At 59.8% G+C, this 25,525-nt stretch carries 28 protein-coding genes, 1 tRNA gene and 1 pseudogene; 5 read left to right on the top strand and 25 right to left on the bottom strand.

Going from position 1 to position 25,525, the window contains the following annotated elements; all coding sequences use genetic code 11:
- Positions 1-155: 155 nt before the first annotated feature.
- The 4 genes from ACLKMW_RS14970 to ACLKMW_RS14955 all read right to left on the bottom strand — a co-directional run bounded on the left by ACLKMW_RS14970 (position 156) and on the right by ACLKMW_RS14955 (position 3,205).
- Positions 156-368, bottom strand: a complete 213-nt coding sequence (locus tag ACLKMW_RS14970; protein WP_415725264.1) for a hypothetical protein — start codon at positions 366-368, stop codon at positions 156-158.
- A gap of 5 nt (positions 369-373) precedes the next feature.
- Positions 374-1,015: an HAD family hydrolase gene (locus ACLKMW_RS14965; protein WP_415725263.1), complete on the bottom strand. Its 642-nt coding sequence runs from the start codon at positions 1,013-1,015 to the stop codon at positions 374-376.
- Between the two features lie 94 nt (positions 1,016-1,109).
- Complete coding sequence (locus ACLKMW_RS14960; protein WP_415725262.1) at positions 1,110-1,601, bottom strand: CAP domain-containing protein; 492 nt, start codon at positions 1,599-1,601, stop codon at positions 1,110-1,112.
- Positions 1,602-1,672: 71 nt separating this feature from the next.
- On the bottom strand, positions 1,673-3,205 hold the full coding sequence (locus tag ACLKMW_RS14955; protein ID WP_415725261.1) for an ABC transporter ATP-binding protein: 1,533 nt from the start codon (positions 3,203-3,205) through the stop codon (positions 1,673-1,675).
- Positions 3,206-3,357: 152 nt separating this feature from the next.
- Here ACLKMW_RS14955 and ACLKMW_RS14950 point away from each other — a divergent pair, with 152 nt between their 5' ends.
- Positions 3,358-3,567 (top strand): SlyX family protein, encoded by a 210-nt coding sequence (locus ACLKMW_RS14950; RefSeq protein WP_415725372.1) that lies wholly within the window; start codon positions 3,358-3,360, stop codon positions 3,565-3,567.
- Between the two features lie 63 nt (positions 3,568-3,630).
- On the opposite strand, the gene ACLKMW_RS14945 is transcribed toward ACLKMW_RS14950, so the two are convergent.
- The 6 genes from ACLKMW_RS14945 to ACLKMW_RS14920 form a co-directional block, all read right to left on the bottom strand.
- Entirely contained in the window at positions 3,631-4,620 is a 990-nt protein-coding gene (locus tag ACLKMW_RS14945) for a BMP family lipoprotein (RefSeq protein WP_415725260.1), read from the bottom strand.
- 200 nt (positions 4,621-4,820) lie between these two features.
- Complete coding sequence (gene msrA / locus ACLKMW_RS14940; protein WP_415725259.1) at positions 4,821-5,492, bottom strand: peptide-methionine (S)-S-oxide reductase MsrA; 672 nt, start codon at positions 5,490-5,492, stop codon at positions 4,821-4,823.
- A gap of 24 nt (positions 5,493-5,516) precedes the next feature.
- Positions 5,517-6,596: a quaternary amine ABC transporter ATP-binding protein gene (locus ACLKMW_RS14935; RefSeq protein ID WP_415725258.1), complete on the bottom strand. Its 1,080-nt coding sequence runs from the start codon at positions 6,594-6,596 to the stop codon at positions 5,517-5,519.
- Complete coding sequence (locus ACLKMW_RS14930) at positions 6,589-7,476, bottom strand: ABC transporter permease (protein WP_415725257.1); 888 nt, start codon at positions 7,474-7,476, stop codon at positions 6,589-6,591. Before ACLKMW_RS14930 ends, ACLKMW_RS14935 begins: the two co-directional genes overlap by 8 nt.
- Positions 7,477-7,575: 99 nt before the next feature.
- Positions 7,576-8,571 carry an ABC transporter substrate-binding protein gene (locus tag ACLKMW_RS14925; RefSeq protein WP_415725256.1) on the bottom strand — a complete coding sequence of 332 codons (996 nt, stop codon included), beginning with the start codon at positions 8,569-8,571 and terminating at the stop codon, positions 7,576-7,578.
- A 512-nt stretch (positions 8,572-9,083) separates the two neighbouring features.
- A complete protein-coding gene (locus ACLKMW_RS14920) occupies positions 9,084-9,407 on the bottom strand; it encodes a hypothetical protein (RefSeq protein ID WP_415725371.1) in 324 nt (107 codons plus the stop codon).
- A 204-nt stretch (positions 9,408-9,611) separates the two neighbouring features.
- Between ACLKMW_RS14920 and ACLKMW_RS14915 the strand changes: the two genes are divergently transcribed.
- Positions 9,612-9,701 (top strand) — tRNA-Ser (locus tag ACLKMW_RS14915).
- A gap of 594 nt (positions 9,702-10,295) precedes the next feature.
- Here the strand turns inward: ACLKMW_RS14915 and ACLKMW_RS14910 are convergent.
- Positions 10,296-10,604, bottom strand: a complete 309-nt coding sequence (locus ACLKMW_RS14910) for a hypothetical protein (RefSeq protein ID WP_415725255.1) — start codon at positions 10,602-10,604, stop codon at positions 10,296-10,298.
- 260 nt (positions 10,605-10,864) lie between these two features.
- Here ACLKMW_RS14910 and ACLKMW_RS14905 point away from each other — a divergent pair, with 260 nt between their 5' ends.
- Complete coding sequence (locus ACLKMW_RS14905) at positions 10,865-11,335, top strand: hypothetical protein (RefSeq protein ID WP_415725254.1); 471 nt, start codon at positions 10,865-10,867, stop codon at positions 11,333-11,335.
- Between the two features lie 40 nt (positions 11,336-11,375).
- On the opposite strand, the gene ACLKMW_RS14900 is transcribed toward ACLKMW_RS14905, so the two are convergent.
- The 3 genes from ACLKMW_RS14900 to ACLKMW_RS14890 form a co-directional block, all read right to left on the bottom strand.
- Positions 11,376-11,717, bottom strand: a complete 342-nt coding sequence (locus tag ACLKMW_RS14900) for a hypothetical protein (protein WP_415725253.1) — start codon at positions 11,715-11,717, stop codon at positions 11,376-11,378.
- 195 nt (positions 11,718-11,912) lie between these two features.
- Positions 11,913-12,170 carry an excisionase family DNA-binding protein gene (locus ACLKMW_RS14895; RefSeq protein WP_415725252.1) on the bottom strand — a complete coding sequence of 86 codons (258 nt, stop codon included), beginning with the start codon at positions 12,168-12,170 and terminating at the stop codon, positions 11,913-11,915.
- A 212-nt stretch (positions 12,171-12,382) separates the two neighbouring features.
- Positions 12,383-12,649 (bottom strand): hypothetical protein, encoded by a 267-nt coding sequence (locus tag ACLKMW_RS14890; RefSeq protein ID WP_415725251.1) that lies wholly within the window; start codon positions 12,647-12,649, stop codon positions 12,383-12,385.
- Positions 12,650-12,870: 221 nt separating this feature from the next.
- On the opposite strand from ACLKMW_RS14890, the gene ACLKMW_RS14885 reads away from it, so the two are divergent.
- The gene (locus ACLKMW_RS14885; protein ID WP_415725250.1) at positions 12,871-13,488 is read left to right on the top strand and encodes a recombinase family protein; all 618 of its coding nucleotides are present in this window, start codon (positions 12,871-12,873) and stop codon (positions 13,486-13,488) included.
- Between the two features lie 51 nt (positions 13,489-13,539).
- On the opposite strand, the gene ACLKMW_RS14880 is transcribed toward ACLKMW_RS14885, so the two are convergent.
- The 9 genes from ACLKMW_RS14880 to ACLKMW_RS14840 form a co-directional block, all read right to left on the bottom strand.
- On the bottom strand, positions 13,540-13,923 hold the full coding sequence (locus tag ACLKMW_RS14880; RefSeq protein ID WP_415725249.1) for a DUF5681 domain-containing protein: 384 nt from the start codon (positions 13,921-13,923) through the stop codon (positions 13,540-13,542).
- Positions 13,920-16,409 (bottom strand): hypothetical protein, encoded by a 2,490-nt coding sequence (locus tag ACLKMW_RS14875; protein WP_415725248.1) that lies wholly within the window; start codon positions 16,407-16,409, stop codon positions 13,920-13,922. The genes ACLKMW_RS14880 and ACLKMW_RS14875 overlap by 4 nt, the downstream gene beginning before the upstream one ends.
- Entirely contained in the window at positions 16,406-17,563 is a 1,158-nt protein-coding gene (locus ACLKMW_RS14870; RefSeq protein WP_415725247.1) for a hypothetical protein, read from the bottom strand. The genes ACLKMW_RS14875 and ACLKMW_RS14870 overlap by 4 nt, the downstream gene beginning before the upstream one ends.
- 83 nt (positions 17,564-17,646) lie before the next feature.
- A complete protein-coding gene (locus tag ACLKMW_RS14865; protein ID WP_415725246.1) occupies positions 17,647-18,567 on the bottom strand; it encodes a hypothetical protein in 921 nt (306 codons plus the stop codon).
- A 43-nt stretch (positions 18,568-18,610) separates the two neighbouring features.
- A complete protein-coding gene (locus tag ACLKMW_RS14860; RefSeq protein WP_415725245.1) occupies positions 18,611-18,943 on the bottom strand; it encodes a hypothetical protein in 333 nt (110 codons plus the stop codon).
- Between the two features lies 1 nt (position 18,944).
- On the bottom strand, positions 18,945-20,999 hold the full coding sequence (locus ACLKMW_RS14855; RefSeq protein WP_415725244.1) for a hypothetical protein: 2,055 nt from the start codon (positions 20,997-20,999) through the stop codon (positions 18,945-18,947).
- Positions 20,989-21,195 carry a helix-turn-helix domain-containing protein gene (locus ACLKMW_RS14850; protein WP_415725243.1) on the bottom strand — a complete coding sequence of 69 codons (207 nt, stop codon included), beginning with the start codon at positions 21,193-21,195 and terminating at the stop codon, positions 20,989-20,991. Before ACLKMW_RS14850 ends, ACLKMW_RS14855 begins: the two co-directional genes overlap by 11 nt.
- Positions 21,196-21,602: 407 nt before the next feature.
- Positions 21,603-22,844, bottom strand: a complete 1,242-nt coding sequence (locus tag ACLKMW_RS14845) for a tyrosine-type recombinase/integrase (protein ID WP_415725242.1) — start codon at positions 22,842-22,844, stop codon at positions 21,603-21,605.
- 439 nt (positions 22,845-23,283) lie between these two features.
- Positions 23,284-23,532, bottom strand: a complete 249-nt coding sequence (locus tag ACLKMW_RS14840) for a DUF982 domain-containing protein (protein WP_415725241.1) — start codon at positions 23,530-23,532, stop codon at positions 23,284-23,286.
- Between the two features lie 393 nt (positions 23,533-23,925).
- Between ACLKMW_RS14840 and ACLKMW_RS14835 the strand changes: the two genes are divergently transcribed.
- Positions 23,926-24,285, top strand: a complete 360-nt coding sequence (locus ACLKMW_RS14835; RefSeq protein WP_415725240.1) for a PRC-barrel domain-containing protein — start codon at positions 23,926-23,928, stop codon at positions 24,283-24,285.
- Positions 24,286-24,689: 404 nt separating this feature from the next.
- Here ACLKMW_RS14835 and ACLKMW_RS14830 read toward each other — a convergent pair whose 3' ends face one another.
- Together ACLKMW_RS14830 and ACLKMW_RS14825 are read right to left on the bottom strand one after the other, a co-directional pair.
- Positions 24,690-25,106 (bottom strand): EF-hand domain-containing protein, encoded by a 417-nt coding sequence (locus ACLKMW_RS14830; protein ID WP_415725239.1) that lies wholly within the window; start codon positions 25,104-25,106, stop codon positions 24,690-24,692.
- A 172-nt stretch (positions 25,107-25,278) separates the two neighbouring features.
- Positions 25,279-25,525, bottom strand: a pseudogene (locus ACLKMW_RS14825) (histidine kinase); the annotation flags it as partial.

Here is a 25,525-nt window from a genome sequence, read left to right as displayed (position 1 = left end):
ATCCCGCGATGGGGCAAACCCGGAAAAAGGAATCGCCAAGGATTTTGACTACGGTACTCATGCAGCCATAGTTGGGGATGCCGGCTGCGAAGTCAAGACAGGGTGCCGATGTGCCGTTCCGCAGCGCGGGGGCGATCGCCGTAGACGGCCGCTCATCAGGTATGGCTGGGGTCAAGCAAAGCGTTGATGACGAGTTCCCGTCCCTGCCGGTTGATGCCGACGCCGGCGGGCCGTTCCTGCGCCAGCCCGAGCGCGATCAGGCGCTCGGCCATGTCTTTCGACAGCTCCGGATAAGGCCCGCGATTCAAGCGCTTGAGCGCCGTCTGCTCGTCCTTGGTGAGGTCGCTCCAGTCGATCGTCACTGTCATGCCCCTCAATCGTCATTGAGGCCGAGACGATCGCGCAGCTCGTCGGCGCTGTCTATCCTGATGGCGCCATCCGGCGTCTCCATCGGCTGCTGCGGCCAGAACAGCGTTTGCATGCCGGCGGCGATGCCGGCCAACGAACCGGTCTGGGTGTCCTCGACGACGACGCTTTCGGCCGGATCGACCCCGGTCAACCAGGCGGCGCGCAGATAGGGCTCGGGGTCCGGCTTGCCGAAGCGCACATCGTTGCGGGTGACCGACTTCATTCCGGGGCGATCGATGCCGAGGACGCGCATGTTCGCCTCGACGATCAGCCGGTCCGAATTCGACACGATTGCTTGCGGCACTCCCAGCGCTCGCAGGTCGCGAAAAATCTCGACCGCGCCGGCACGCGGCTTAAGCCGGCCGACATGCTCCATGTAGTAGACGTATTTACGCACGATCCAGTCGTCGAACGACAGATTGAGGCCGAACATCTCATGCAGCATGTCATAGATCGGCCGGGCCGAGATGCCGATGATGCGGTCGTGCAGATCGGCGGGTGGCGTGATGCCAAGGCTCTTGAGCACGGCGACCATCGCCTGCTCGTGAAGCGGCTCGCTGTCGATCAGCGTCCCGTCCATGTCCCAAAATACGGCTTTCGGCATCATCGGCTTAGCCCTCCGGGCCTGGTCATAGAGGTTCTGCGCCGGAAGATAAACCAGCCGCTTCGGCATAACGCGCCGGCGGCAGGAACGATGCGTCCTATTTCGCCAGCACCAGCGCCCAATAGCGCTGACCACCATTGCCGCCCTCATTGACATAGGCAAGGCCGAAACGGTTCATGCGCTCGTCGAGGATATTGCGGCGATGTCCGGGCGAATCCATCCACATGGCGAACAGCCGGTCCGGGTCAATCCGGCCATGCGCCAGATTTTCCGCGGCCGGCGCGGCGATGCCGTCGCCATTCATGCGCGAGGCGAAATCCCTGCCGCGCCCGGTGTTGTGCGCCATGCGCCCGGCGCGTGCCATGTAGCCGGCCTGCTGCAAGGCTGCCCGCTCCAGTTTCGGGTCGGCGCTCAGCCGGCCGAGACCGTGAGAGGCGCGAATCTCGGCCAGATGGTTCGATCCCGCAGCTGAAGCGATGGCACCCTCGCCGACCGGCAGGGTAGAGCGGCATGCAGCGGTAACAAGAAGCAGGCAGAGGCCCGCGAGATTTGCAATGCGCCGGGCGGCGCCACGTCGTGCTCTGGCCACGTCGGTCCCTTCGATTCCCAAAAGTCGGAGATGGGAATAGCGGACAATGTGGCTTTTGCCGGGCGGCGTGCTCACTCCGCCGCTTGACGGGGCTCGACGCCGGCCATCAGGAGCCCGAGTTCGCCCTCCGTCGCATCGGGACTGCGCTCGCCGACGACGCGGCCGGCAAACATCACCAGAATCCGGTCGGCCAGCGAGCGGATTTCGTCGAGTTCGACAGAAACCAGAAGTACCGCCTTGCCCTGGTCGCGCATGGCAATGAGGCGCTTGTGGATGAATTCGATGGCGCCGACATCTACGCCGCGCGTTGGCTGGCCAACGACCAGCACGCCGGGGTCCTGCTCCATCTCACGCGCCAGCACGATCTTCTGTTGGTTGCCGCCGGAAAAATTGGCGGTCTTCAGCCGGCAGTCGGAGGGGCGGATGTCGTATTTCTCGATCTTCGCCTTCGCGTCGGCGCGGATCGCGTCGATGTCGAGCAACGGGCCTTTGCTGTATTGTTCCTCGTCGTGGTAGCCGAGAATGGAATTCTCGTTCTCCTCGAAGGCAAGCACCAGCCCGACGTGGTGGCGGTCCTCCGGCACATGGGCGAGGCCACGGTCGCGCAACTCGCCCGGGTCGGCCACGCCAATCACGTCGATGGCGCCGCCGTCGAGCGAAACGCTGCCGGAAACCGCGCTGCGCACGCCGCAGATCGCCTCCATCAGTTCCGACTGGCCGTTGCCGGCGACACCGGCAATGCCGACGATCTCGCCGGCCCGCACGTCGAAGGATACGTTATCGACCATGGTGACGCCGCGCGAATCCCTCACTGTAAGGTTCTTCACCGAAAGCTTGACCTCGCCCGGACTGGAAGCGCCTTTCTCAACCCGCAACAGCACGCGACGGCCGACCATCAGCTCGGCCAGTTCCTCGACCGTGGTGCTGGCGGTCTCACGCGTCGCCACCATGGTCCCCTGGCGCATCACCGAAACCGTGTCGGTGATCGCCATGATCTCGCGCAGCTTGTGCGTGATCAGGACCACGGTCTTGCCCTGTTCCTTCAGCTGTCTGAGGATGCGGAAAAGATGGTCGGCCTCGGCCGGCGTCAGCACGCCGGTGGGTTCGTCCAGTATGAGGATTTCGGCGCCGCGATAGAGCGCCTTGAGGATTTCGACGCGCTGCTGCAAACCGACCGGCAGGTCCTCGATGATGGCGTCGGGATCGACCTCGAGCCCGTATTCGCGCTCGAGCCGCTGCAATTCCGAACGCGCCTTGGCAATGCTGTTTTTCAGGAGCGGCTCGCCTTCCGCTCCGAGGATGACGTTTTCCAGCACCGAGAAATTCTCGACCAGCATGAAATGCTGGTGCACCATGCCGATGCCCACGGCGATGGCGTCGTTGGGCGTTCGGATCGCCGTTGGCACGCTGCCCACGCGAATCTCGCCGGCATCGGCCTGATAGAAGCCGTAGAGGATCGACATGAGCGTGGACTTGCCGGCGCCGTTCTCGCCGACAATGCCATGGATGGTGCCGCGCGCGACCTTGAGGTCTATGTCGCGATTGGCCCGCACCGCGCCAAAGCTCTTGCTGATGCCGATGAGCTCGATTGCCGGTTCCGTCATGTGACGAATTCACCTCCTGACGGCTGTGGGCCGATCCTCCCAGTCTCGACAAAAGCCGGCGCGCTTGTCAATTTCCAGGATCAGACGCACGAAGCATTGTGCCTTCCGATGCAGTAGCTGTTCCCACGAACGGCATGACCAAGGTTCTCGACATGACACAAACCGCCGACCGCCTCACCACGCTCGAAATCCGCTCGGCCGAGCAGGAGAAGACCATCGAGGAATTGTCTTCCCAACTCGTCGAACAGTGGAAGGTGATCGACAGGCTGCAAAAGAAGCTCGACGCGCTGACCGAGCGGTTCCTGACATTGGAGGGGCAGACGGCGCCTGGCCATGAGATTACCAAGCCGCCGCACTGGTGACCGGAAAAATCTGCGGGAAGAGGGCGCCTGCGCCGGGCAGATGCCCTCAGCCGCTGCCGGTGGTCAATACGGGCAGGAGTTGTCCGCCATATAGTCGTGGACCACGATCTTGCCGGAAGCGATGTCGGCCTTGGCTTTCTCCACGGCCGCCTTCATCTCCTCGGTCACCAGATCCTTGTTGTGCTCGTCCATCGCGTAGTCGACGCCGCCTTCCTTGAGCCCGAGATTGTTGAAGCCGGGCGTGAACTTGTCGTTCTTGGTGTCCATGAAGGCGTTATAGACGGCGACATCGACGCGCTTGAGCATCGAGGTAAGCACCTTGCCCGGCTGCAGGCCGTTCTGGTTGGAATCGACCCCGATGCTGAGCTTGCCGGCATCCGCCGCCGCCTGCAGCACGCCGACACCGGTGCCGCCGGCCGCCGCATATATGACGTCCGCGCCTTGTGAAATCTGCGCCTTGGCGATCTCGCCGCCCTTGGTCGGGTCGTTCCACGCCGCCGGCGTATCGCCGGTCATGTTGTAGATGACTTCGGTCGCGCCGGCCGACTTTGCGCCGCCGACATAGCCGCAGCCGAATTTGCGGATCAGCGGAATATCCATGCCGCCGACGAACCCGACCTTCTTGGTCTTGGAAGCCATCGCCGCAAGGATGCCGACAATGTAGGAGCCCTCATTGTCTTTGAACACGACCGAACGCACATTTGGCTTGTCGACAACCATGTCGATGATGGTGAACTTCGTATCGGGAAACTCAGGGGCGATCTTCTCAAGGGCCGCAGCCCAGGAGAAGCCTGCCATAACGATCGGATTGTTGCCATCTTCGGCAAATTTGCGGAGCGCCTGTTCGCGTTGGGCGTCGTTCTGGATCTCGAAATCGCGATAGGCGATGCCGGTTTCCTGCTTGAATTTCTCGGCGCCGTTATATGCGGCTTCGTTGAAGGATTTGTCGAACTTTCCGCCAAGATCGTAGATGATCGCCGGCTTGATGTCGGCGGCAAGAGCTGGAAATGCCAATGCGGCTGCTGCCAGAAGACCGAGAACAATGCGCTTCATGTGAGTCCACCCCTGTCGGTTTGCTTCACCCGCGTGCCGACCGGCGGCCTATGCCCCGGCGCTCGACGGCACATGGCGCGAAGTCTTGCACGCCGAAGGGCAAAACTCACGTGGAATTTTGACCGATTGGAAAACGATCCGATTTGCCGGGATTGGATCCCGGCAAATCGGAAGGCCTTGGGTGGGATTGACGTCTTCTGTCAGGCGCCGGTGCCAGCCGGTTGCGGCACGGCGCAGGCGACCCCGGTGCCTTTCAGCGCGCAATAGCCATGCGGGTTCTTGGCCAGATATTGCTGATGGTCTTCCTCGGCGAAGTAGAACACGCTAGCCGGCGCGATCTCGGTCGTGATCTTTCCGAGACCCTTGCCGCGCAACGACGCCTCATAGGCATCGCGCGAGGCGATCGCCGCGTCGTACTGCGCGTCCGAAAACGTATAGATGGCCGAGCGATAAGTGGTGCCGACATCATTTCCCTGGCGCATGCCCTGCGTCGGGTCGTGGTTTTCCCAGAACGCCTTGAGCAGGTCGGCGTAGGAGACGATCTTCGGATCGAAAACCACGAGAACGACTTCTGCATGTCCGGTAAGGCCGGTGCAGGTCTCCTGGTAGGTCGGATTGGGTGTCAGACCACCCGAATAGCCGGCCGCCGTTATCCAGACGCCTTCCATCTGCCAGAACATGCGCTCCGCTCCCCAGAAGCAGCCGAGCCCGAACAGCGCCGTTTCCAATCCTTCCGGGTATGGCCCCTTCAGCGGGCGCTTGTTGACGAAATGCCGGACGGCAGTCGCGATCGGCGTGTCACGTCCGGGCAACGCTTCGCCCGGTTTTGGCAGGTTCAGCTTCTTGTTCAGCATGTCGCTCAGAAAAAACATCGCAGTCTCCCGAGATGGTTGAGGTTATGAAACCTCCAGCTTGCGGGCATTGTCCGGGTCGGTGGAGAACATGGCCGAGACGATATCATGCATGCGCAGGCTGCCGACGATCTCGCCGGAACCGTTGGCGACGGCCGCTTCTTGCCTGTCGGCCTCGGTCAGCAGGCGGGCGGCATCCTCGATCACCGTACCTGACGGCACGATCACCGGCGGCTGGCCGGCTGTGGTCTTAAGACTGCTCATGATGGCGTCTACCTTGATGACGCGCCCTCGGTTCACTTCCTTGACGAATTTGCTGATATAGTCATCGGCGGGCTTCAGCACAATCTCCTGGCCGGTGCCCTGCTGGATCACCTCGCCGTCGCGCAGGATGGCAATGCGGTCGCCGAGCCTGAGCGCCTCGTCGAGATCGTGGGTGATGAAGACGATAGTCTTCCTGATTTCCTTCTGGAGGTCGAGGAGCACGCCCTGCATATCCATGCGGATCAGCGGGTCGAGCGCGGAGAAGGCCTCGTCCATCAGCAGAATCGGCGCGTCGTTGGTGAGCGCGCGCGCCAGCCCGACCCGCTGCTGCATGCCGCCGGAGAGCTGGTTCGGATAGCGGTCCTCGAACCCCTTCAGGCCGACCCGCTCGATCCAGCGCATCGCCGCGTCCACCTGGGCGGCACGTGGCAGGCCTTGGACTTCCAAGCCGTAGACGGCGTTGTCGAGCACGCTGCGGTGTGGCAGCAGCGCAAATTTCTGGAACACCATCGCCGTTTTGTTGCGGCGGAACTGGCGCAATTCCCGCGCGTCCATCTTCACCACGTCGCTGCCGCCGACCAGCACCTCGCCGGCGGTCGGATCGATCAGCCGGTTGATGTGGCGGATCAGTGTCGACTTGCCGGAGCCGGACAGGCCCATGATGACCTGGATTCCGCCGGAAGGCATCTCGATGTTGATGTCCTTCAGACCCAGAACGTGGCCATAGCGCTCATTGAGCTCGGCCTTGCTCATCCCCTGCCGCACGAGGTCGACATAGGCCGCGGGGTCGTGGCCGAAGATCTTGTAAAGGTTGCGGATACGGATGCCGGTGTCTTGGCCGGCGGCCTGCTGCTCAGCCATGCACGATCTCCAAATGTTTCTGCAGCCGCTTGCCATAGGCCTGGCTGATGCGGTCGAAGATGATGGCGATGCCGACGATGGCCAGGCCATTGAAGACGCCGAGCGTGAAATACTGGTTGTTGATGGCCTTCAGCACCGGCTGGCCGAGCCCCTGGACCCCGATCATCGAAGCGATGACGACCATGGCAAGCGCCATCATGATGGTCTGGTTGATGCCGGCCATGATTGTGGGCAGCGCCAGCGGCATCTGTACGTTCTTCAGGCGTTGCCAGCTCGACGAGCCGAACGCGTCGGCGGCCTCCAGCACATCCTTGTCGACCAGTCTTATCCCCAGATTGGTCAGCCGGATCATCGGCGGAATGGCGTAGATGACCACCGCGATCAGGCCCGGCACCTTGCCGATGCCCAGAAGCATCACCACCGGGATGAGATAGACGAAGCTCGGCATCGTCTGCATGACATCCAGCACCGGATTGATCATGTTCTGGAAGCGGTCCGAGCGCGACATCAATATGCCGATCGGGATGCCGAGCACGATGGCGAGCACCGTGCAGACGAAGATCATCGAAATGGTCTTCATCGTGTCGTCCCACATGTCGAACAGGCCGATGACGAACAGCGTCAGCAGCGAGCCGATGACGATCTTGAGGCTTCGGCTGCCGAACCAGGCAAGGGCTGCGACCAGAAGCATGATGATCGGCCAGGGCGTGTTGGTCATGAACCGCTCGGACTGGATCAGGAAATATTGAAGGGGATCGAAAAAGGCTTCGATCAGATCGCCATAGGCGCGCGTGAAAGCGCGAAAGCCTTCATCGATGGCCTTCTTCAAGGCACGCAGGAAATCATCGTTGAGATGCGGAAAGCTGGTCAGCCAATCCATAGGGTTTCTCCCCAAAAGAGCAGGACGGTCGCTGCAATGGTCACGGCGACCGTCCCGGAACAAAATGGCGGCGCGCCAGGCGCGCCACCGATCAGAAGGTCAAAGCGCAGCCTTGACCTTCTCGGCGACCTCGGGCGACACCCACTTGGTCCAGATATCCTCATTGTTCTCGAGGAAATATTTTGCGCCTTCCTCGCCGGTGGCCTGATTGTCGGTCATCCAGGCGAGCAGCTTGTTCACCGTTTCGTTCGACCATGAACGCGCCTTGAGGTAGTCCATCGCCGGGCCGGCGCGTTCGGCGAAGGCCGTCGTCACCAGCGTCTGCACGCTGTCCTTCGGCCATTCGTTCGGCTTGGGATCGGCGCAGTCGGCGACGGTGTTGCAGCGCTTCCATTCGGCCTCGTCATAGGGAACGCCGTAGTCGAGCTTCACCATCTCGTACTTGCCGAGGATGGCGGTCGGTGCCCAGTAGTAGCCCATCCAGCCTTCCTTGCGCTCATAAGCCTTGGCGATCGAGCCGTCGAGGCCCGCTGCCGAGCCGGTATCGACCAGGGTGAACCCCGCCTTCTCGGCGTCATATGCCTTGAAGAACTGCGTCGTCACCAGCGTTCCGCCCCAGCCCTGCGGTCCGTTGAACACAGCACCCTTGGAGGGGTCTTCGGGCGCGGGGAACAGGTCGGGATGCTTCAGCGCGTCGGCGATCGTCTTGATGTCGGGATGAGCTTCGGCGAGATATTTCGGGATCCACCAGCCCTGCACCGCGCCGTCCGAGAGCGCCTCAACGGTCGAGACCAGCTTGCCTTCCTTGATGCCGCGCTCCACCACGTCCGGCAAAAGGTCGACCCAGCCCTCCGGCGCGATGTCGGGCTGGCCTTTCTCCGTCATCGAGGTGAGCGTCGGCACCGTGTCGCCGACGACGAGTTCAGAACTGCACCCATATCCAGCGTCGAGAATGATTTTGTCGATGCTGGCCAAAACCTCGGCGGACTGCCAGTTCATGTTGGAGATGGTGACGTTTCCGCATTCGGCGGATGCCGGCCCAGCCCACGCGAACACGCCCATCGCGAGAACCGTCGATGCGAGTAGTTTCTTCATATCCTCTTCCCTTGCTTGCGGTGTTGGATGAAACCCGGATGGCCGATAGCACCGCGCCGACCGCCACCCTTGCGCTCAAACCTGTTTTCCTGATCGCGACGCCGGAACGGCAATGGCCCCCCGCGGGTCGCGCGTGCGCATTCCCGACGCGATCGCTATCGATGATCCCCCTGTTGCCCGGCCGTCGCCTCCCGCGACGATGGTCCGGCATCTCCCTCAACGCCATTATTCGCGGCGATCTGTCAGGATGATACGGCAATGGCGGCTTCGACCACTCTTTTTGCGACGTCGAGATCGCCGGCCGCGGCGAACTGGAGCTTGAGGGAGAAAGGCTGCCCACCGGGCCTTGGCATCGCACGAGGCCGCCCCTAGCGAAATTTGATGGAGCAGGTCCGCCGGATTGTCAGCGCAGGTGACGTCTGCGTTGCGTTCAGCGTCGACTGTTCCATCGCCCGAGCATAGGCAAGCCAAATCAGCAGTGCAACCGCAATGTCGGCGAGGGAACGAGCCGTTCAGCTCTCGATCGCGAAATGACCGGGGCGCCGCCGCCTGCGGCCGAGTGCGAAAAACAGGAACGCCGCGATGCCGAAAACGACGAAGCCTGGAAGGTTCAGAACTGCGACTATAACGGGGTCCCAAAGCAGCGGGTGAAGCCTGGTTTGTACAAATTGCTGCGCGGCCGCCAGCGAGTCGGGCGACACCGTTATCCAGCTTGTATTCAGTGGCGTCATCACCAGACGCGAGGCGGCAACCGTACGGGTGGCGTCGAGCACCGACATGATGACGGCTACCGCAAGCGCAAACATGCCAACGAGCCTGAACAGGAAACGCAGCATCATCCTCTCCGATCGCCGATCCGGGCAAGACACATATGGTGCGATGGCGGACTCGGCAATCGTGCTTGGGAATTTTGGTGGAGAATTGCGACTACCGCGCTCTCCAGCAAAAACCAGCACACAATGCGGCTTGCGAGGCCTTGGCATTCGCCGCAGGATCGACTAGATGAGCCCGGCGTGCAGTGCCCTTGGGCGCGCGCATGCGGAGAGGTGGCCGAGTGGTTGAAGGCGCACGCCTGGAAAGTGTGTATACGGGGAACCGTATCGCGGGTTCGAATCCCGCTCTCTCCGCCAGAACCATCTGATTTAATTGTCTTTTTCGGATTATTTGCTGAAAACCATAACGACAGCCATAAAGTAAGCGCTGTGGGGTTCGATTTGCCTAATGCGAATCAATGGTTGTGCTTTTGTGCGGCGCACAATCTAGACGGGGCGACTCGAATCGCGTTATCAATAGAGAAGTTCGGCATAAAGGCCGAACTCGGCTTCTGGGAGGAACCAAGCAAGCCATTGAATATAAAGGAATTCTGCGCCTTCCTGTGATTCAGCGGGGACGCGAGGGGCTTTCTATTGACACCCTAGACCGAGTCATCACATATCATCGTTGCGATAGAAACTAATTTCTGTCGCCTGATGCGACAAAGCCGGGGCTGCAACCCCGGCTCCGTATCGGTAACCGCAGTAGCTTGGTCGGCTTGCGGCTAGTCGTTAGACAACACGCGCATACATACGCGCAATCGACTCGCTGTCAAGTCGCCCAAGCCTTCAATAAGGCTGACGACCCATGTCTATCGAGCAAGAACCACCATACCAGCTTACCTATGACGATGCCGTTGATATTTGGCTTCGCCATTTGGCCGGTGAATACCAGCACCACATTGCTGCTACCTACGGGGTAAATCCCGGCAGGGTGAACGACGTTCTGAAAGGGCGGAAACACCCCGGAAGTGAACAGACAGCCGCCGCGAAACGGAGGGCTGCATAATGGCACAATGGCAGATAGCTCTTGTCAGAGAGCAGGGTGTGAACTTCGCGGTCGCTTCCGTCCAAGATCACGTCATTAACAATCGCGGTCAGGCTGATGGCTTGGTTGCGGCCCTCGGCCTCCGGCTTGGTCAACCTGTTGTGCTCATAGGGGCACGACAGCACCGAACATATGGCCGGTCGGACATTGTTCGTTTCCTGCGAAATGTGCATCCGTCTCAATTGCCTTGGCGGCGCGTAGACATAGCGGCGTAGCATCTCGTAATAGTGCGAGCGCGTCGGCGGGCTTATGTCCCCAGTCGGCGCGCTCGTAACACAGTGTAAGAACGCGCATGGCGTGGTTCTTTTCGCTCGTGGTTCCCCCCCGAAATCTGTGTTGCTCATACCAACGCGGAACGCCTTCCGTGACGCCGCAATTGACTGGCCCCGGCGCCCGTGATGTTACTCGCCTTGGGCATTGAATTGGGGGTTACATGATAAGGGCCGCATTGTGCGCGTTGCCGTGTCTGGCGTTGGTCGGATGCGCGGCATCAAACGCTATTCGAACATCAAACGACACAGCGATAATTCAAGCGCGGGCGGCGCCCGTTTGCGGTGGAGTAGGAGCCGCGAATGTCGCGCAAAAACAAGCCGCCATTGAAACGCTGAAGGCGGGTTACGACCGTTACATCATTGTCGAGGCGGCTAGCGCGAACGACGTGCGTGTGACGCAGATGCCGGGGAGTTACCAGACTTCCGGAACATACGGTGGAGGTTTCCTAAACGCGAACACTACCTACCGGCCCGGCCCGACGATTGTTTCCGGAGGGCACAGCCAATCGTTCGCAATCAAAATGTTTAAGGATACCGATCCGGGCGCCGGGCGGGCGATTTCCGCGCGCGGCGCTTTGGGGCCGGATTGGCAGGCGCTTGTGAAGGCGGGCGGCGCGAAGACCTGCACTTAGGGGCTAGAGGGCGGCTAAGCGCCGCCCTGCCTTGGGTTGCCTAAAGGAATGAGCGCAGCACGCTTTGGTGGTCAGCCTCTGTGAACGCTTCGGCGGCGAGCACAGTATAGGCGGCTTTCGCCTTGACTTCGGCGAGCGTGCGGGGGCGGTAGCACAGGAATTCGCGTTTTGCATCGCGCTCGGCGCGGTCCAGCGTTCCGTTCTCCGCCTCTATCGCTGCCGTGGGGCGAGGAAATTCGGCCATCTTGGTGCAATGGTCGTTGAAAGCGGCGTAGGCGTTTTGGTGCCTTTTAATGATCTCCGCCAGCGGGCGAGGGTGCGAGGACGCTTTAGAAATTGAGTTTAAATTGTCGGATGTCATGATATCGGTATCAGAAGCCATAACTCGATCCTTCCTTGATCGTTTGTGGTTAGGCTCGGTCTGAAGGAGGCAACCTTCAGCCGGGCCGCTTTGTTGTACAAAGCACCGCCAAGCTTTTACTTGGGCAAGCAAGATAGTCAACCGCAGATTAACTGTAAGTAATTGCGTTTAAAACACAAATCTTCTACCGAAAATGTCCAGTAAGTGCGTCGAAGCCTAGCGGCTCTCGAAAAACTCTTTTAATGCGGCGGCTGGCACCAAACGCCGCTTGCCGACCTTCACAGACGGAATAGTTCCCATCGCAACCAGCTTCCATACGTAGTCGATGGAAAGCGATAGAGCGTAGGCAGCTTCCGGCACGCTGTAAGCCAGTTTTTCAATGGCGATTTCTTTGCCGTTCTCTAGCTGCATCAATTGCAGCGCTTCTGCCAAAGCCGTCTGGGCGTGCTGAACCGCTTTTGCAGATGGGGTCATTTCGGCGTTTCCGGTTGTGATTTTTTGGTTGGGCCGGAAAGTCTCGCGCTTGCCAGAATAAGTCAATCTACAGCGTCAACAAGGCGTGGTTTTTGAAACGCAATCCGTAATTTCTATTTTTTATTTTTTGGCGTGCCGCTGTGTAGCGAAATACCCTGCTGATCTAGAGCTAGCCCCTCGGGTTGGGGTAGGGGCGGGGGGTAAATCAACCCCTAAGCCCCCGCAAACATGCTCCCGAGCCAGTTGAACACCATTTCCACCGCTAGGAATGGAAGGTAGAGCATCATCATACCGAACGTCGGGAAGATCAGTGAAACCAGCCAGAAGAATGCGCACCACAGAAGTAGGCGAACAAATACGTAACCGGCGATGGAAACGCCGTTTCCAAAAACGTAGCCGACCACATCAAAGAACGAATGCAGTGCCCGCTCTATCGGCTCCGCGTTTGCGCGCGGTTCGGTACGCTTGAATTCTTGCATGTAATTAATGCCCCCAAGCACAGCGTGGCTTGATCTTCCGTACATTCCCGATCCACGTCAAGTTCCGCTCCATTCAGGGGCGTTGTGCTTGGAGGCGTGCGTTCGTTTTAGGTGTACCCCAAGAGAACCAGCGCTAGACCGGTTCTATAAATACCGGTTGACAACTCAAAACGAACTGCCAATAATCGAACTAGTTAAATCGAACTGAAGGGGATTAGGCCATGTTCGTTCGGGCTTATTTGCGGGCATCCACTAAGGAACAAGACGCCAATCGCGCGAGAGGTGATTTGGAGGCGTTTGCGAAGGACAGAGGATTGTCGATTGCTGCCACCTATGTTGAAAACGAAAGCGGAGCATCCCTTGCCCGCCCCGAACTGTTCCGCCTGCTTGCGGACTGCAAACCGGGGGACATTCTACTAATCGAACAGGTCGACCGTTTGAGCCGACTGAACGCGGTGGATTGGGATCGCTTGAAACGCGAGTTGGAGGACCGCAAAGTGCGCGTGGTGGCACTCGACCTCCCGACCTCGCACATGATGATGACGAAAACCGATGATGAATTTACCGGGCGTATGTTCGGCGCGATCAATAGCATGCTGCTCGATATGCTAGCGGCCATTGCGCGCAAAGATTACGACGACAGGCGACGGCGGCAAGCGCAAGGCATCATCAAAGCCAAAGAGGCAGGACTTTTCCGGGGAAGGCCCGAAGATACTGAACGGAACAACGCGATTTTGAAAATGCTCCAATCGGGGCAAAGTTGGAGCAGCATTGTTGCGGCGACGGGTTGCTCAAGGTCGACGTTGAGCCGACTATCAAAGCGGCTGACAACGGCATAACTAGCGAAGCCAAAAACAACAAACCCGCCGCGTGGCGGGTTTTTTATCGGCTCATTCCGGTTCCAGCGGGCGTTGCAATACCAACGGCGCGGGGTGCGGCTCGGGATCAATCGTAATCATATCGCCCGGCTTGGGGAGGGTTACAGCATTACGAGCGAGCGCAGCTAAGGCCAAAAGATGCGCCGGGCCGTCGCTCTTGTGATTTACGTCCAGTGACGCAGTGGCGTGCGGCTTTCCAAGCGAGCGGTTCAAGACCTCTTGCGCGGCCATAAGCTTAAGTTTTAGGTCATCGCCGTCAAGCGCCTCGCCGAGCGCCTGCACCGCCTTTTCTGTCAGCCCGTCCAACATTGCTTTGACGTGCTCTGGCGTCTTGGGGCGACCGGAAGGATTTCCGGATTGGCCGGGGGCGAAACGCCCTTTGATGCGAGTGTTCATGCTGCTTGCTCGGTGCTGTGATCTTTGTCTACGCCTGATAAACAATTGATAGCAGGCGGTTTGGTTTCGAATATCAGCGCAGCCAGTGCGCGGACGCGAGGATGCTTGTTGAGGAAGTGGGTAACCGCCCGGCGCTCGCGATCAGGGTGCATCCCGTGACGTTCCCAAAATGTGCGCGCTTCTTTTAGATCGGCGGCGGACACAAGCCCGGACTTCTTTGCGAAACGCCGCCACGAGGCGAAATCATGAGGCGTGAGTTTTGCAAGCAAGTCGGGTGAGGTGTTCGCCGCCAATGTGCGAAGTTCGGCGCGTTGGTTGGCCGGGATCAATTCAGCGAGGAGCAATTCGGCTTTGTTGGGCTTTGCCGTTTGCGTTAGCGGCACATTGTCGTTTTCGGCTTCAGGCGTGCTCGAATTGATTTCGAAATGCGCGACAGGGCCGAGCCGTTGTGTCAGCCAAGCGCGTGGGTCTGTGACGCGTGAGAGGTCAAATAGCGCTGATGCTTTTTTGTTGCCGACGCCCGCGCATTGATATTCAACGCGTGCGAGGTTGGGTACATTTCCCTTTATATACTTCTTATAGGGAAATGTACCCAACCTCTCCCGTTTATAAGCCTGCTTCGCGGCATGTTCGGTTTTGAAAAGCCCGTCAAAGGCGGAGAACGCGTGCCGCGCGTTGTTGAGGTAGACGCCCGTCCGCGCGAAATTCAATTCGATGCTATTCGGCACGAGGTCGTCAAACTCTACGATTTCATCCACCAATAGCCCCGGCACGGGCGTCGACGTTAAGACCGCGACAAGCACCGGCTCCTCCGCCGTGCGTTGTACACCCCTTGCCCGTCCGACCGCTTGCACAAGCTCCGCCTCGGTAATCTGCCTTCTGATTTTCTCCGCTACCGGCGAGGAATGCATTTCCACACGGGCGGGAACATGCTCCCCGCTCCGCATGAGGTAAGACCCCTCGCCGTCACCAATGAAACCGCCCTGCACAATCGCCTCCGGCTGGTCGAAGAACAGCCCCCCGGCGATATCTTCCACGTCCGCCCCCCGTGGCATCATCCGCCCCGCCACCAGCAGCACGTCAACGCCTTTCCACTTGTTCTGCCCCCGCAAAAGGCCGTAGTGCCCCGGTATGATATGCTCTGGCGCATTGCGTACCTCGGGACTTTCTTCAACGCCCTTGTAGGAAATCAGCCCGGTCTCGCGCCCCACCGCCAAAGCTTCCGCGACTTCCACGACACGGCGCCTGCGCGCCGCGCTTTCGCCCTCACGGCGGTCGTCGTCTGTGCCGTTGCCGACCAATGCGCGTTTACCGTTCTTGGTATCTATCGCTTGAATGACATGGGCATGCGGAGCGTCGGCGGCAACCTGGACGACACGCGAGAAATAGGGCAACGCCAGTGTCAACAAACTCCGGTCGCCAGTCGCATCTAGTGCCAGCACGGGCTTGTCTTCGAATTTCAGCCGCGCGCGATAACCGACAACAAACAGGCGGTCACTCCCGCCGTGTTCGTTCGGCCTCTCCTCTATCCGCCAGCCATTCAACGTCTCGCGGGCGTCGTCGGGAAGCTGCAATTGCACTTCCAGCGATTGCCACAGCTTGGCGTGCTTCCACGCGTCCCCATAATCGCGGACGGCCTTCGCTGTGAGTTTCCGGATTTGATCGAGGTCGCGGCTTTCCTTAAAGGCGACTTCTAGCGCGGCTTTGATCCCTTCGGCGCGCCCGTATTCGATACTCTTTGCCAGCTTTGCCGCCTGCGGCGTCAGCCCCGCCGCGCGCAAGGCGGGCAGCGTAGGAACACGCGTGCCGCCGTGGGAAGCATCCCAAAGCTTGCGCCCCGCGTCGTGCAAATCGAAGCGTGCATTCAATTCCAGCGTATTCCCCAACGCCCAACCGCGCGGGCCGGTGAGCAGCTTCGGATGCTCGGAGGGGTCAAGGCGGCTGACGAGCACCGGCACGGCACGGTGAAGCGAGAGCACTATATCCTCGTCAATAACCGCCGCATCGCACCGACCGCCCGCCGGGAGCGTGGCGTACGCATGGGGCATGATGACCACGCCGGGGGCGTCGTCGCGGTTTTGCGCGTGCCATTCGCACGTCTCGGCGAAAGGGCATGTGGGGCAAACCAGTTCGGCGGCGCTTGCCCCTAGAGCCTCGACCAACTGCACGGTGGCGTGCATGGACGGGTGACAGGGCGGCTCGTCGCGCACCACGGTATCCATCCGCCCGCGATGGAGGCGGGGATTGGCTTCTGGCGGCAAAATCTTGCGGGCACGCTCCAAAAGCTCACGCGAAAGGGTGTTGTCGGGGACGAGAATATGGACGCGCTTTTCCGCGAGCGCCGCACCGAAATCAGCCGCCGCGAGAAGCATCAATTCCGTTTTGCCGGTGCCGGGCGTGGCGAGCACCGCCGCTTGCAGCGGAGCCTTAATTGGCGCCATGCGCGAGCGTGCCGTGATACGCAAACTGCCTTCGTGAACAGTCACCGCAACGCCTCCTTAAAGAACTGGCGCGCGGCGGCGTAAATCGCGGTCTGCGCTTCTCGAAGAGGCACAAAAGGCGGGAAATCAGCGGCGGCTTCTACTTGGCGCTCCTTTGCCCGTTTGATCGCGCCGTCAATGCCACGGTCCAAAACGTCGTCAGTTAGGTAGTCGCGCTCTACGTCCGCAAGGGAACGCCCCGGACGCCGTTGAGCGTTGCGGGCGGCTTCGCGGATTGCCTGCTTCAAAGCCGCGCGCTGGCGGTCGTAAAACGCTGGCGGCGTGGTGCGCGCCCATTTCATTTGCGCAGAGATAATGACCGCGTGGAAACCGTGTCCGCCGTCGCCATCGCCCATCTTTGACAGGATTTCGGCCACGTCTTTCCCTGAAACCAATCCTGTCAGACTTTCGCCCCGGTCTGCGGCTTTCTGGCGTGCTTGGGTAAGGTCGATTTCAGGAACATGGATTTCACCATGCTCCCCTTCCAAGACCCCCCAGCGACGGGCACAGGGATCGGGAGCACCTTGAAACGACGGATCGGCGACGTAGTGGATTTGCACGTCGCGAAACATGGCGTCGTCGGCAGGAAAACCGCCTTGCAGCCGCCAAGCCTTCAATTCCTGAAAGCCCAACGGACGCGAAAGCCAGCACCACAAATGCACTTTCACCGCTTCAGGGTCGCGCAACCCCGCGCTGGATGACAATTGCCAAAGGATGCGAGTGTTTTGGAATTCTGGCGGGAATTGAGTTTTGACAAGCCATGCGACCACGCCCGCCGGGTCCGTGCGAATGTCAAATCCGGGCGCTGTCACGCTGTCAACGTCGACACAAACCCAACGGCGCGGGGTCGCGGCGAAGCATTCTTTATTGCGACGGGTGAACCCGGTTTCGGCAATTGCGGCGAAGGCGCTGGCATTCGGCTCCGCGCGGATGACAACGCGAGAAGGATCGACGGCGGTTTCCCGCAACACCCGTTCCAAATCCGCAAGGGAGCGTACGGGGTGCTGCTCCACGTCAAAAAACGCAAGCTTGTCGGGGTAGCCTTCCGTTACCCATTTGCCGGAACCGGGCGAAAACACATGGCGCTTCGCCAGCCGCCTTTTGTGCTTGTCAGTGAGAATTGTCAGGCTGTCAGCGCTGTCAGGAATTTGGTTTATCATCGGGTTCGGGCCAAAATTTGAGAACAGAAGACCAGCACCGCCAAATGGCAGCGCTTTTCGTACGGTTGGAAGCCGCGCGGTCGCTAGTCGAAACGACGCCCGGAGGGATGAAGAATGCCGCCCCGCCCGGCCAACCGACGTTCTTCCGCCCGCACGGCACGCCAGAACGGCGTTTCCTCTTTCCCGATATTCCTGCGGGGGTATGTGAAAGGATTGCGCCCGGCGCGCCGTTCTTCGGCGATATGGCGGCGTGCAGCTACAGCTAGCCCGTCATTGCGTTCCGCAAACGCCCAATAGGGCAACGTGAATGATGGGCGATATTTATGAAGTTCTTTCAACAGCCGCGCCGCAACCTCGTGCGGCAACGCGTTCCGGACGCCCGGCTCCTCGGGCGGATAATCGAATTCCGTTGCCGCCTTAAGGATGCCGCCGACGACAGTGCGGACGGGCTTTGGTGCTTTGTCCAAATCGGGGCAGGTAGTGCCGAATGTCTCATAGAGAAAATCCCGTAAGACTATTTCCGCAAGGTATGCCGCCGCTTCGTAAGCGGTTTTAAACGGCCCGACAGGAAGCCATTCGCGCTCGGCGGGATCGAACGGGCCGTTGATGACGTAAATGCCCCAACAATCGGAACCAGCGAAGGGGGCAATACGCACGTTGCCGCGCTCGTTGATCGCGTTATATGCGTAGTCGCCCCAAAGCTCGCAAACACGCCGCGTGCGGTCGGTGTCGAGCCTATCGCGATCCTCATGAATACGCTGCTGTATCTGGTTAGCAAGGTGTTCTAGGTAAGCGGTCACAGGCATCAACGGTGCGTCGAGGTCGACACCCACCGCCTTGGCGATTGTCTCATGGTCCTCGGGGCGCTTGCACATTAAAATCATTACGTCGCGAAAGGTAATGTCCGCGTCGGTGGACATTAGGCACTCAATATGTTCGTCGCGGATTTCGCGAAGCGTCTGGCGCTTGGCTGAATATGGGACGTTCGTTGCTGCGGTTTGCATGGCGTAGTTCCTACGAAAACGAGTTGTCATCGCCCGACGGCAGTCACCGGCAGTCAGAGGCGTTGCGGGTCGGTTCAAAAAGTCCGCCATAGACAAGGGCCATTGTCGCCGCGACGGGGCCATCCAAAGGCGGCGGGAGGTCCACGCCGGTTTCGCGAAAGCGCCTATAGAGAACGTCGACGCGAAGGCCCGCCATCGTCGCGATATCCTCCAACGTGAACATTCCCTGTCCACGTTCTGCACGGTATTCGAGAACCGCTTTGGGCGCGGTGCCGTTGATTTCGTGCAAAACATCGGCGGGCAACGGCTGCGCAAGATAGGAGCGCAGCATTTCCAGCGTGCGCCCGCGTTCGGCCCTTGCGTTCTTGTCAGGCATGTCAGCGCCCCCGGAACGCTTCGCCGCCCGAATTCGCCGCGCCCGCAACTGCACCGGTGCTGACAAGCCCGTTGACACGCCGCGAGCGGGCAGCACGGTCCAACTCACGAATGAGTTCCACGAGTTCGGGTTTCTGCATGGTCGCGATACGGGCCATAAGAACCCGGCGCGCCGCTGAATTCCGACTGCCGAACGCTTCGCCGAACTTACGCAATGCGATCGCGCCCAAGCTGCTCAACGCGCCGAAGGCGGTGCGGTTTTCGGGAATGAAGTCGGCGAAGCCGCCGCCGTCGAGGGCCTGCATTGCGGCCTGTTTGCGGGCGGTATTGGAGTTGCGGAGAATGTCGGCATAATCCTGTGATTTCCGAACCTCCGCTTCCACGGTCTTGGCGAGCCGGTCACGGGCGTTTTCGCCAAAGATCGCCGCGAGGCTTTCGCGGTTCTTGGCATTGTTGGTGCGCCCGACGACGTTTTGGATTGCTGACAGTTCGTTGGTCTTGCTCCTCATAACGTCGTCCACGCCAGCGCGCGCCGCCTCCCGTGTCAGTGTTGGGTTTTGAGCCATGTCCGCACGGATATCGGCAAGCGTGACTTCCTTTACGCCGCCTTGCCGGGTCTTTCTTCCTGTCAGGAAGGCGTGCCCGCGCGCTGCTTGTTCCGCCGACGAACGATTGGTGGCGAACTGCTTTTGCAGCTTTCCATAATCGCCGCCGGTAGCACGATCCAACGCGGCGTCAATCGCGCCGTTGAGCCGATAGAGGGTACTTTTCGCGTCGGGGTTTGCCTTCGCGAAGGCGTTTACCTCGATTTTCATATTGCGGAGTTGCACCGCGCTTTCCGGCAAGGATTTAAGGCTTGCAAAACGCTGTTTCAGGAATTTCCCCACGGGCGACTTAGCATCCCACGCCGCCGCCGCGCGCGCGGCGGTCTCGGCAATGTGTTGCCGGTGAATAGGAGCGACAGACACGCCACCAAGGACGGTATCGTAATCACTGGCTAGCGCCCGGCGCCCAATGGCGAAGTCGTCTTGTATGGTGCGAGCATCCCGCCCGGTGGGGCCAATCGCGTCATCAACGCCAGCAAACAAACGACCGGAACGCCGTGCGAATTGATCCTCCAGCGCGCGCTCGATCACTTCGCCACCGTGACCACCTTTCGCAACAATGCCCAATGCCGCGCCTTTCATATCGGGAGTGGCGTTAAGCGCCATCGCGTCGGCTCCCATATCGTCAAGACGCGAAAGCACCTGATTTTTGTTCGCGCCTGTCAACGCGCGCTCGGCGCTAGATTGTACGTTCGGCGCCAGCGCCGTACCGTCTGAAAGGCGAGCACGCGCGCCGCCGCGCCCTGCCAGCCGCTGCATGGTGTTCGAAAGGATGGAAGCAGCCGGAGCCGCAACCGCGCCGCCAAGCGCGCCCGGGATCGCGCCTGCGGCGAACGCCGCGCCGTTGGCAAGAGGGTCAAGCCCTTGGTCAGCATTGCCTATTGCGTAAGCGCCCCCGTAGGCCGCACCTTCTGCTGCTCCTGCGAGCGTTCCAAGAACGGCTTTTCCGACCGGGCCGCTGTTCTGGATTGCCTTTTGTCCGACCAGCGTAAGACCCTTGTTCGCCAGCCCCACGCCTGTCACGCCGCCGCCGATCACGTCGCCAGCGGTGCCCGCCCAACCCGCGCGCTCCCGCCCGCGATGAGTTTCGGCACGCTCTTGTTCAAGCGCCTGCGCATAGTCCAATTCGCCGTCAAAGGCGGCGCGGCCAGCCGCTACGGCTTTGTCGGCAAGATTGAACGTTGCTGCGTTGGCTAGAATGCGCCCCATATCGCTGACAGCAAGGCCGATTTCGTCCACCGTCCCGAACGACTGCCCCTGCGTGTCAGTGTAAAATTCCTCCTTTACGAGGTCCGGATCAACGTCGGGATAAAATTCGAGTAGTTGCGGGCGGACAACCTCGTCAAAATACTCTTCACGCGCGGCGTATTTATCTTGCGCGGAAAGAGCTTGGAACGCGGGCTTCTGGACCACCTTAGCCCACGGAAGTGCCTTGTGCTGGCTATTTTCCATGGGAGGTCGCCCCCATCTTAGGGAGCGCTTCAAGCCAGCGCCGCGCCTCTTCAACGGGAATAATGGTGCGCGTGCCGACTTTGCGGGGTTTCAGACGCCCGGCCTGAATTTCAAGATAAACCTTGGAGCGCCCCACGCCGAAACGCCGGGCGAAATCGGGAATTGTTAGGGCATATGCTTCGCCATGTGCAAACATTCGTTGCCGTCCTCGGATAGAAGTGGATAAGCAACAGTGTAGGCATACACGATAGCATTTTTAAAGGTGGAACTAGTGTCTTGTATATAAGACACAAAATACGCGAAGTTTTGTTGAAGACGCGCACCGGTTGGCGGGAGCCTGCTACATGCTGTTACGCCGATACACCGTTCCCTATTTCTTTTCTAATACTCTCTCTTTTTTCTATTTCATTATAAAAACGGTTAAAGGGTATGTATCAGTGTAACGGTATGTAGCAGGAAGCCTGAAACCCTTTCCACGCAAGGCTTCGAGGCGCTACACGTTAAGTCTACTAAATTGGTAGACTAAAGGCCCTTTTCGGGGGTTTTGTGTAGCAGATCACGGTTTCGTGAACTCACGGATTGTTAAAATCTGTAACAATCGCGTTACTTGCTACACACTCCCCTTTGATTTTTGGCCGTTTGTGACACCAAACTACTCGTCGCACCGGCAGGGTCGGACGCGTCCGGCGTGCAAAAGATTGCCCACGCGTCCATTAGGTCGCGGCGCTTCTGAAGGGCATCTCCCCGGCGATAAGCCTGTTCGGTCTTATCCCCTACAACGTGCGCAAGTGCCGCTTCCGCGACTTCGCGAGGCGTGTTGGTTTCTTCCGCCGCCCACTCTCGGAAAGCGGAGCGGAAGCCGTGGACGGTATATTCTCCCTTGCCGCAGCGGCGGAGCGCCATTGTCATCGCCATTTGCGAAAGGCCCTCTCCCTCCCTTCCGCCCGGAAACACGAACGCGCCCGGCAGACCACGCGACGGCGAAACCTCGTTGAGGACTTCCAGCGCTCGGGGCGACAAGGGCACGCGGTGTTCGCGCCCGGCTTTCATGCGAGCAGGTGGAACGGTCCACAGCGCGTTTTTGAGGTCTATTTCATCCCACGACGCGCCGATTACCTCACCTGTGCGCGCGGCTGTCAGGATAAGGAATTCCAGCGCGCGAGCCGACATGCCATCGGCGGCGCGCAATGTCGCCATGAATTTTGGGAGATCGGGATAGGGAAGCGCAGCATGGTGGCCGCGTGATAGGCTGCTCTGACGGGCGAGCAACATATCAAGGTGCCCTCGCCAACGTGCCGGGTTTTCTCCTGTACGCAAACCCTGCGCTTTCGCAGCGTCCATAATTCGTTCAATGCGCCCTTGCGTTCGCTTCGCTGTTTCGGGTCTTGTCAGCCAAATCGGTTTCAGGACCGCTAGAACGTCGTCGGTTTTTATCTTGTCGATGGGGAGGGGGCGAAGGCGCTTTGCGTAAACCTTCATAGTCATTTTCCATTGGGCGATATGCTTGGCGTTGCGGAACCCCCGCGCTTGCTCGGCAATGTACGCGTCGGCGAAGTCCCCGAACGTTTGCACCTTTGCCTCGCGCTCTTTTGCAAGGCGGCTTTCGGTCCACGGGTCGGCGCCGCTGGCAAGCATCTGCTGATATGCGCGAGCCTGATCCCTTGCACGCTTTAGCGAAACCGCCTTCGGCCCATCGACAAGCCCCAACCCCATTTCGCGGCGCTTGCCATTTCGGCTGTAGATGAACAGCCAACGGCGGGTTCCGGCTTTCGTGACGAGCAAATAAAGGCCGGTACCCTTGATGCTGTCAGAATATGTTTTGCCCGGTTCAGCTAGTTGAGCCATTGCCCGGTCTGTCGTGATCTTGACGACAGTTCCACTCCCTGCCACCTGCATTTTCCCCCTAAAACCATAAACGCAACCATAATGCATTATGGCGGTAGCGGATGAATTGCAATGGACGTGGGTGACTATCCTTTCGATATTGTATAGGAATGTCAGGGCGTTGGCCTATGAGACAAGCAAGTCCGGACTATTCTAGACCATCAGTTGCGGCGGACGCTCTCTCCGCCAGATAACCCGCAAAGGAGTTCTGTGACGGCCAAGGTATACGATGCCTTCCGGCGTCGCGCTGTGCGAGCACCGTCGCTGGCTACCTTCCAGCAGGCAACAGACTCCAGAGGGTCGGACATTTCCTGTCCGGGCCCGCCGAGCTCAAGTGTACATGTTTTGCCCACTCACTCCGTTGGGCCCGAATTAAGACCGACGGACTGCAGGAACTGCGCTAGCGAGGCGCAACAATGTGGAAATGAGCGCAGAGCGACATGAACGATTCCTGGGCATGAGCGCTGGTGGCTTCCCCCCGGAGCGCTGCTTCCACGATCTCCCGTGCTCTTCTGTAGCGAGGGCCGCGGCGTTCGCGGGGCCAATGTGTCAGCACTTCGCGTGCATCTTGAATCGTGGCCACCTCGCGAGTTGCATCGGAGCCCTGGTCCTGGATTCGGATGACACTTCGGAACTGCCTGGATCGCATTGCTAACGTCCTCCCTTGAGTCGGTCTAATGCGCCGAAAGGCGACAGGTTCCATTAAACCTCCAGCCATTTTCCGTTCTCGCTTCAGGGGTCTCAACTCATCAATAAGAGGGTGGTCATCCTTATGGCTGATGCAGATGCGACGTGCTTTTCACCGAGCGGGCGAGGAGAGGCGCGGGGAGCGCTGCGAGCCGGACGGGACAGGTGCTCGTCTGCCATTTCGTTGGCCAAGAAGAGAAACCGGGAAAAAGACTTCCTGTTCACCGTACCGTCTGGCCCGGTTGACACGGCCCGCAGCGTTGGTCAACGCGACACCGGCCGACAGGTTTCATCTTTTGCGGAACCGGCATTGATCAGGGACGTTTTGTTCCTCCACTAACAGGAGGATCATTCAATGGACCCAAACATCCGTCGGACACGCGATCTGGTGGCCAGCGACGATGTCGTCGGCACGAATGTATATGACGCTCGGGGCGAGCACATAGGCGAAGTCGAAAGGCTCATACTGGAAAAGCGCAGCGGCCGCGTCTCCTACGCGGTTCTAAGCTTAGGCGGTTTTCTCGGCATGGGCGAAGACTATTATCCGCTTCCATGGGAAAAGCTTACCTATGATGAAAGTCTTGGCGGCTTTCGCGTCGACATCTCCAAAGAGCAGGTCGAGGGAGTGCCACGCTACAGCAGAGATGAGGACTATGACTGGTCGACCGAGAACGGTCGGGCCATCAACGACTATTATGGCTTCCGCACGGTTTGAATGGCCGAAGACATGAGAGCCGAAGATATGAGAGCCGCCGCGGGCGCGGCGGCTCTATGCGTGCAATCCAACGCAGCTAAAGCGCCGTGCGTCCGATCGGACGCACAAGGACGCTCTAATTCTTAGCGAGCGTGCCTAAGGCCCCGGCTGGGCGCATGGCGGCTCACCCTTAAAATCACGAGCAATGCAGCCATATTTGTCGAAGAGCTGCCCGGTGTCCCGGACCGCTTTTCCAGCGCCGCAGCCGTAGAGAACCAGCGCGGCTAGAAACAGAATGGCCGACCGCATTCGACGCCCGAGACTCCTGATTTTGCCTCATCAGCAATGTCACAAGGCGTGGTGCGTCGCAAGGAAGCCGTGAAAAGCCGACGACGAACAAGAACGTCCACGCTTGCCGAACCTGGCTACTCCCGCATGAAAGTCTGAAGCTCTTCCCTGGTCATCTTGCCGTCCTTGTCGGCATCGATTGCGTCGAAAATCCGCTTGTGGATGGCCGACACTTCCTCGAAGGACAGCGCACGATCTCCGTCGGTATCGGCGATGACGAACATCATCTTCATCATATGTCCTCGCATCATCGGCATGCCGCGTCTCATGCGATCGCCCCTCTTGCCGGAATGCATCATATCCGGTTGATCGGGCTGATCGGACTGGGCGTCGTCCCCATCGTCCTGCATGTCCTCGGGTGCTGGCGACGGAGCCGCCTGTGCGAGAGCAATGCCGGGTTGTTCGAAGGCGATTGCCGGTGCCGTGGCGCCGACGACGGTCATGCTCGCGGCGACAAAGGGGGCGAGAACTGTGAATCGTGATCTTGCGGGCATAGGAATTCTCCTTGAGTCTCGATGCGCTCAACAATTCGCTTTCGTCCGGGCGTATGGAAACGACTGCCATCCGGAAGGGTCGAATGGTTAGAACAAACCGAAATCGGAAACGTTCCCCGTGAGCCGCGGGTGGTCAGGGGAACCTACGGCGGCCTTCACTTCTGACGGGAAACTAGTCGACCTTCGTCTCGGTGAGTGCGCTCAAGGGCGCATCCAGCGTCCATGTGATGCCGTTCGGCTCATAGCTGACATGGCCGACGCCATCCACCGAGGCCGGCGTCACCCTTTCCAGGACGACGCGACCAAAGCCTCTGCGCGACGGCTCTTTCACGGCCGGGCCGCCGCTTTCCTTCCACGTCAGCCGCAGGCGCGACTTGTCGTCACCCGTCCTCGACCATTCGACGGCGATCACGCCTCGC

It is taken from the genome of Borborobacter xinjiangensis, assembly GCF_047739745.1.
Classification (GTDB): Bacteria; Pseudomonadota; Alphaproteobacteria; order Rhizobiales; family Rhizobiaceae; genus Pseudaminobacter.
This window is presented reverse-complemented; position numbering and strand designations above follow the sequence as displayed.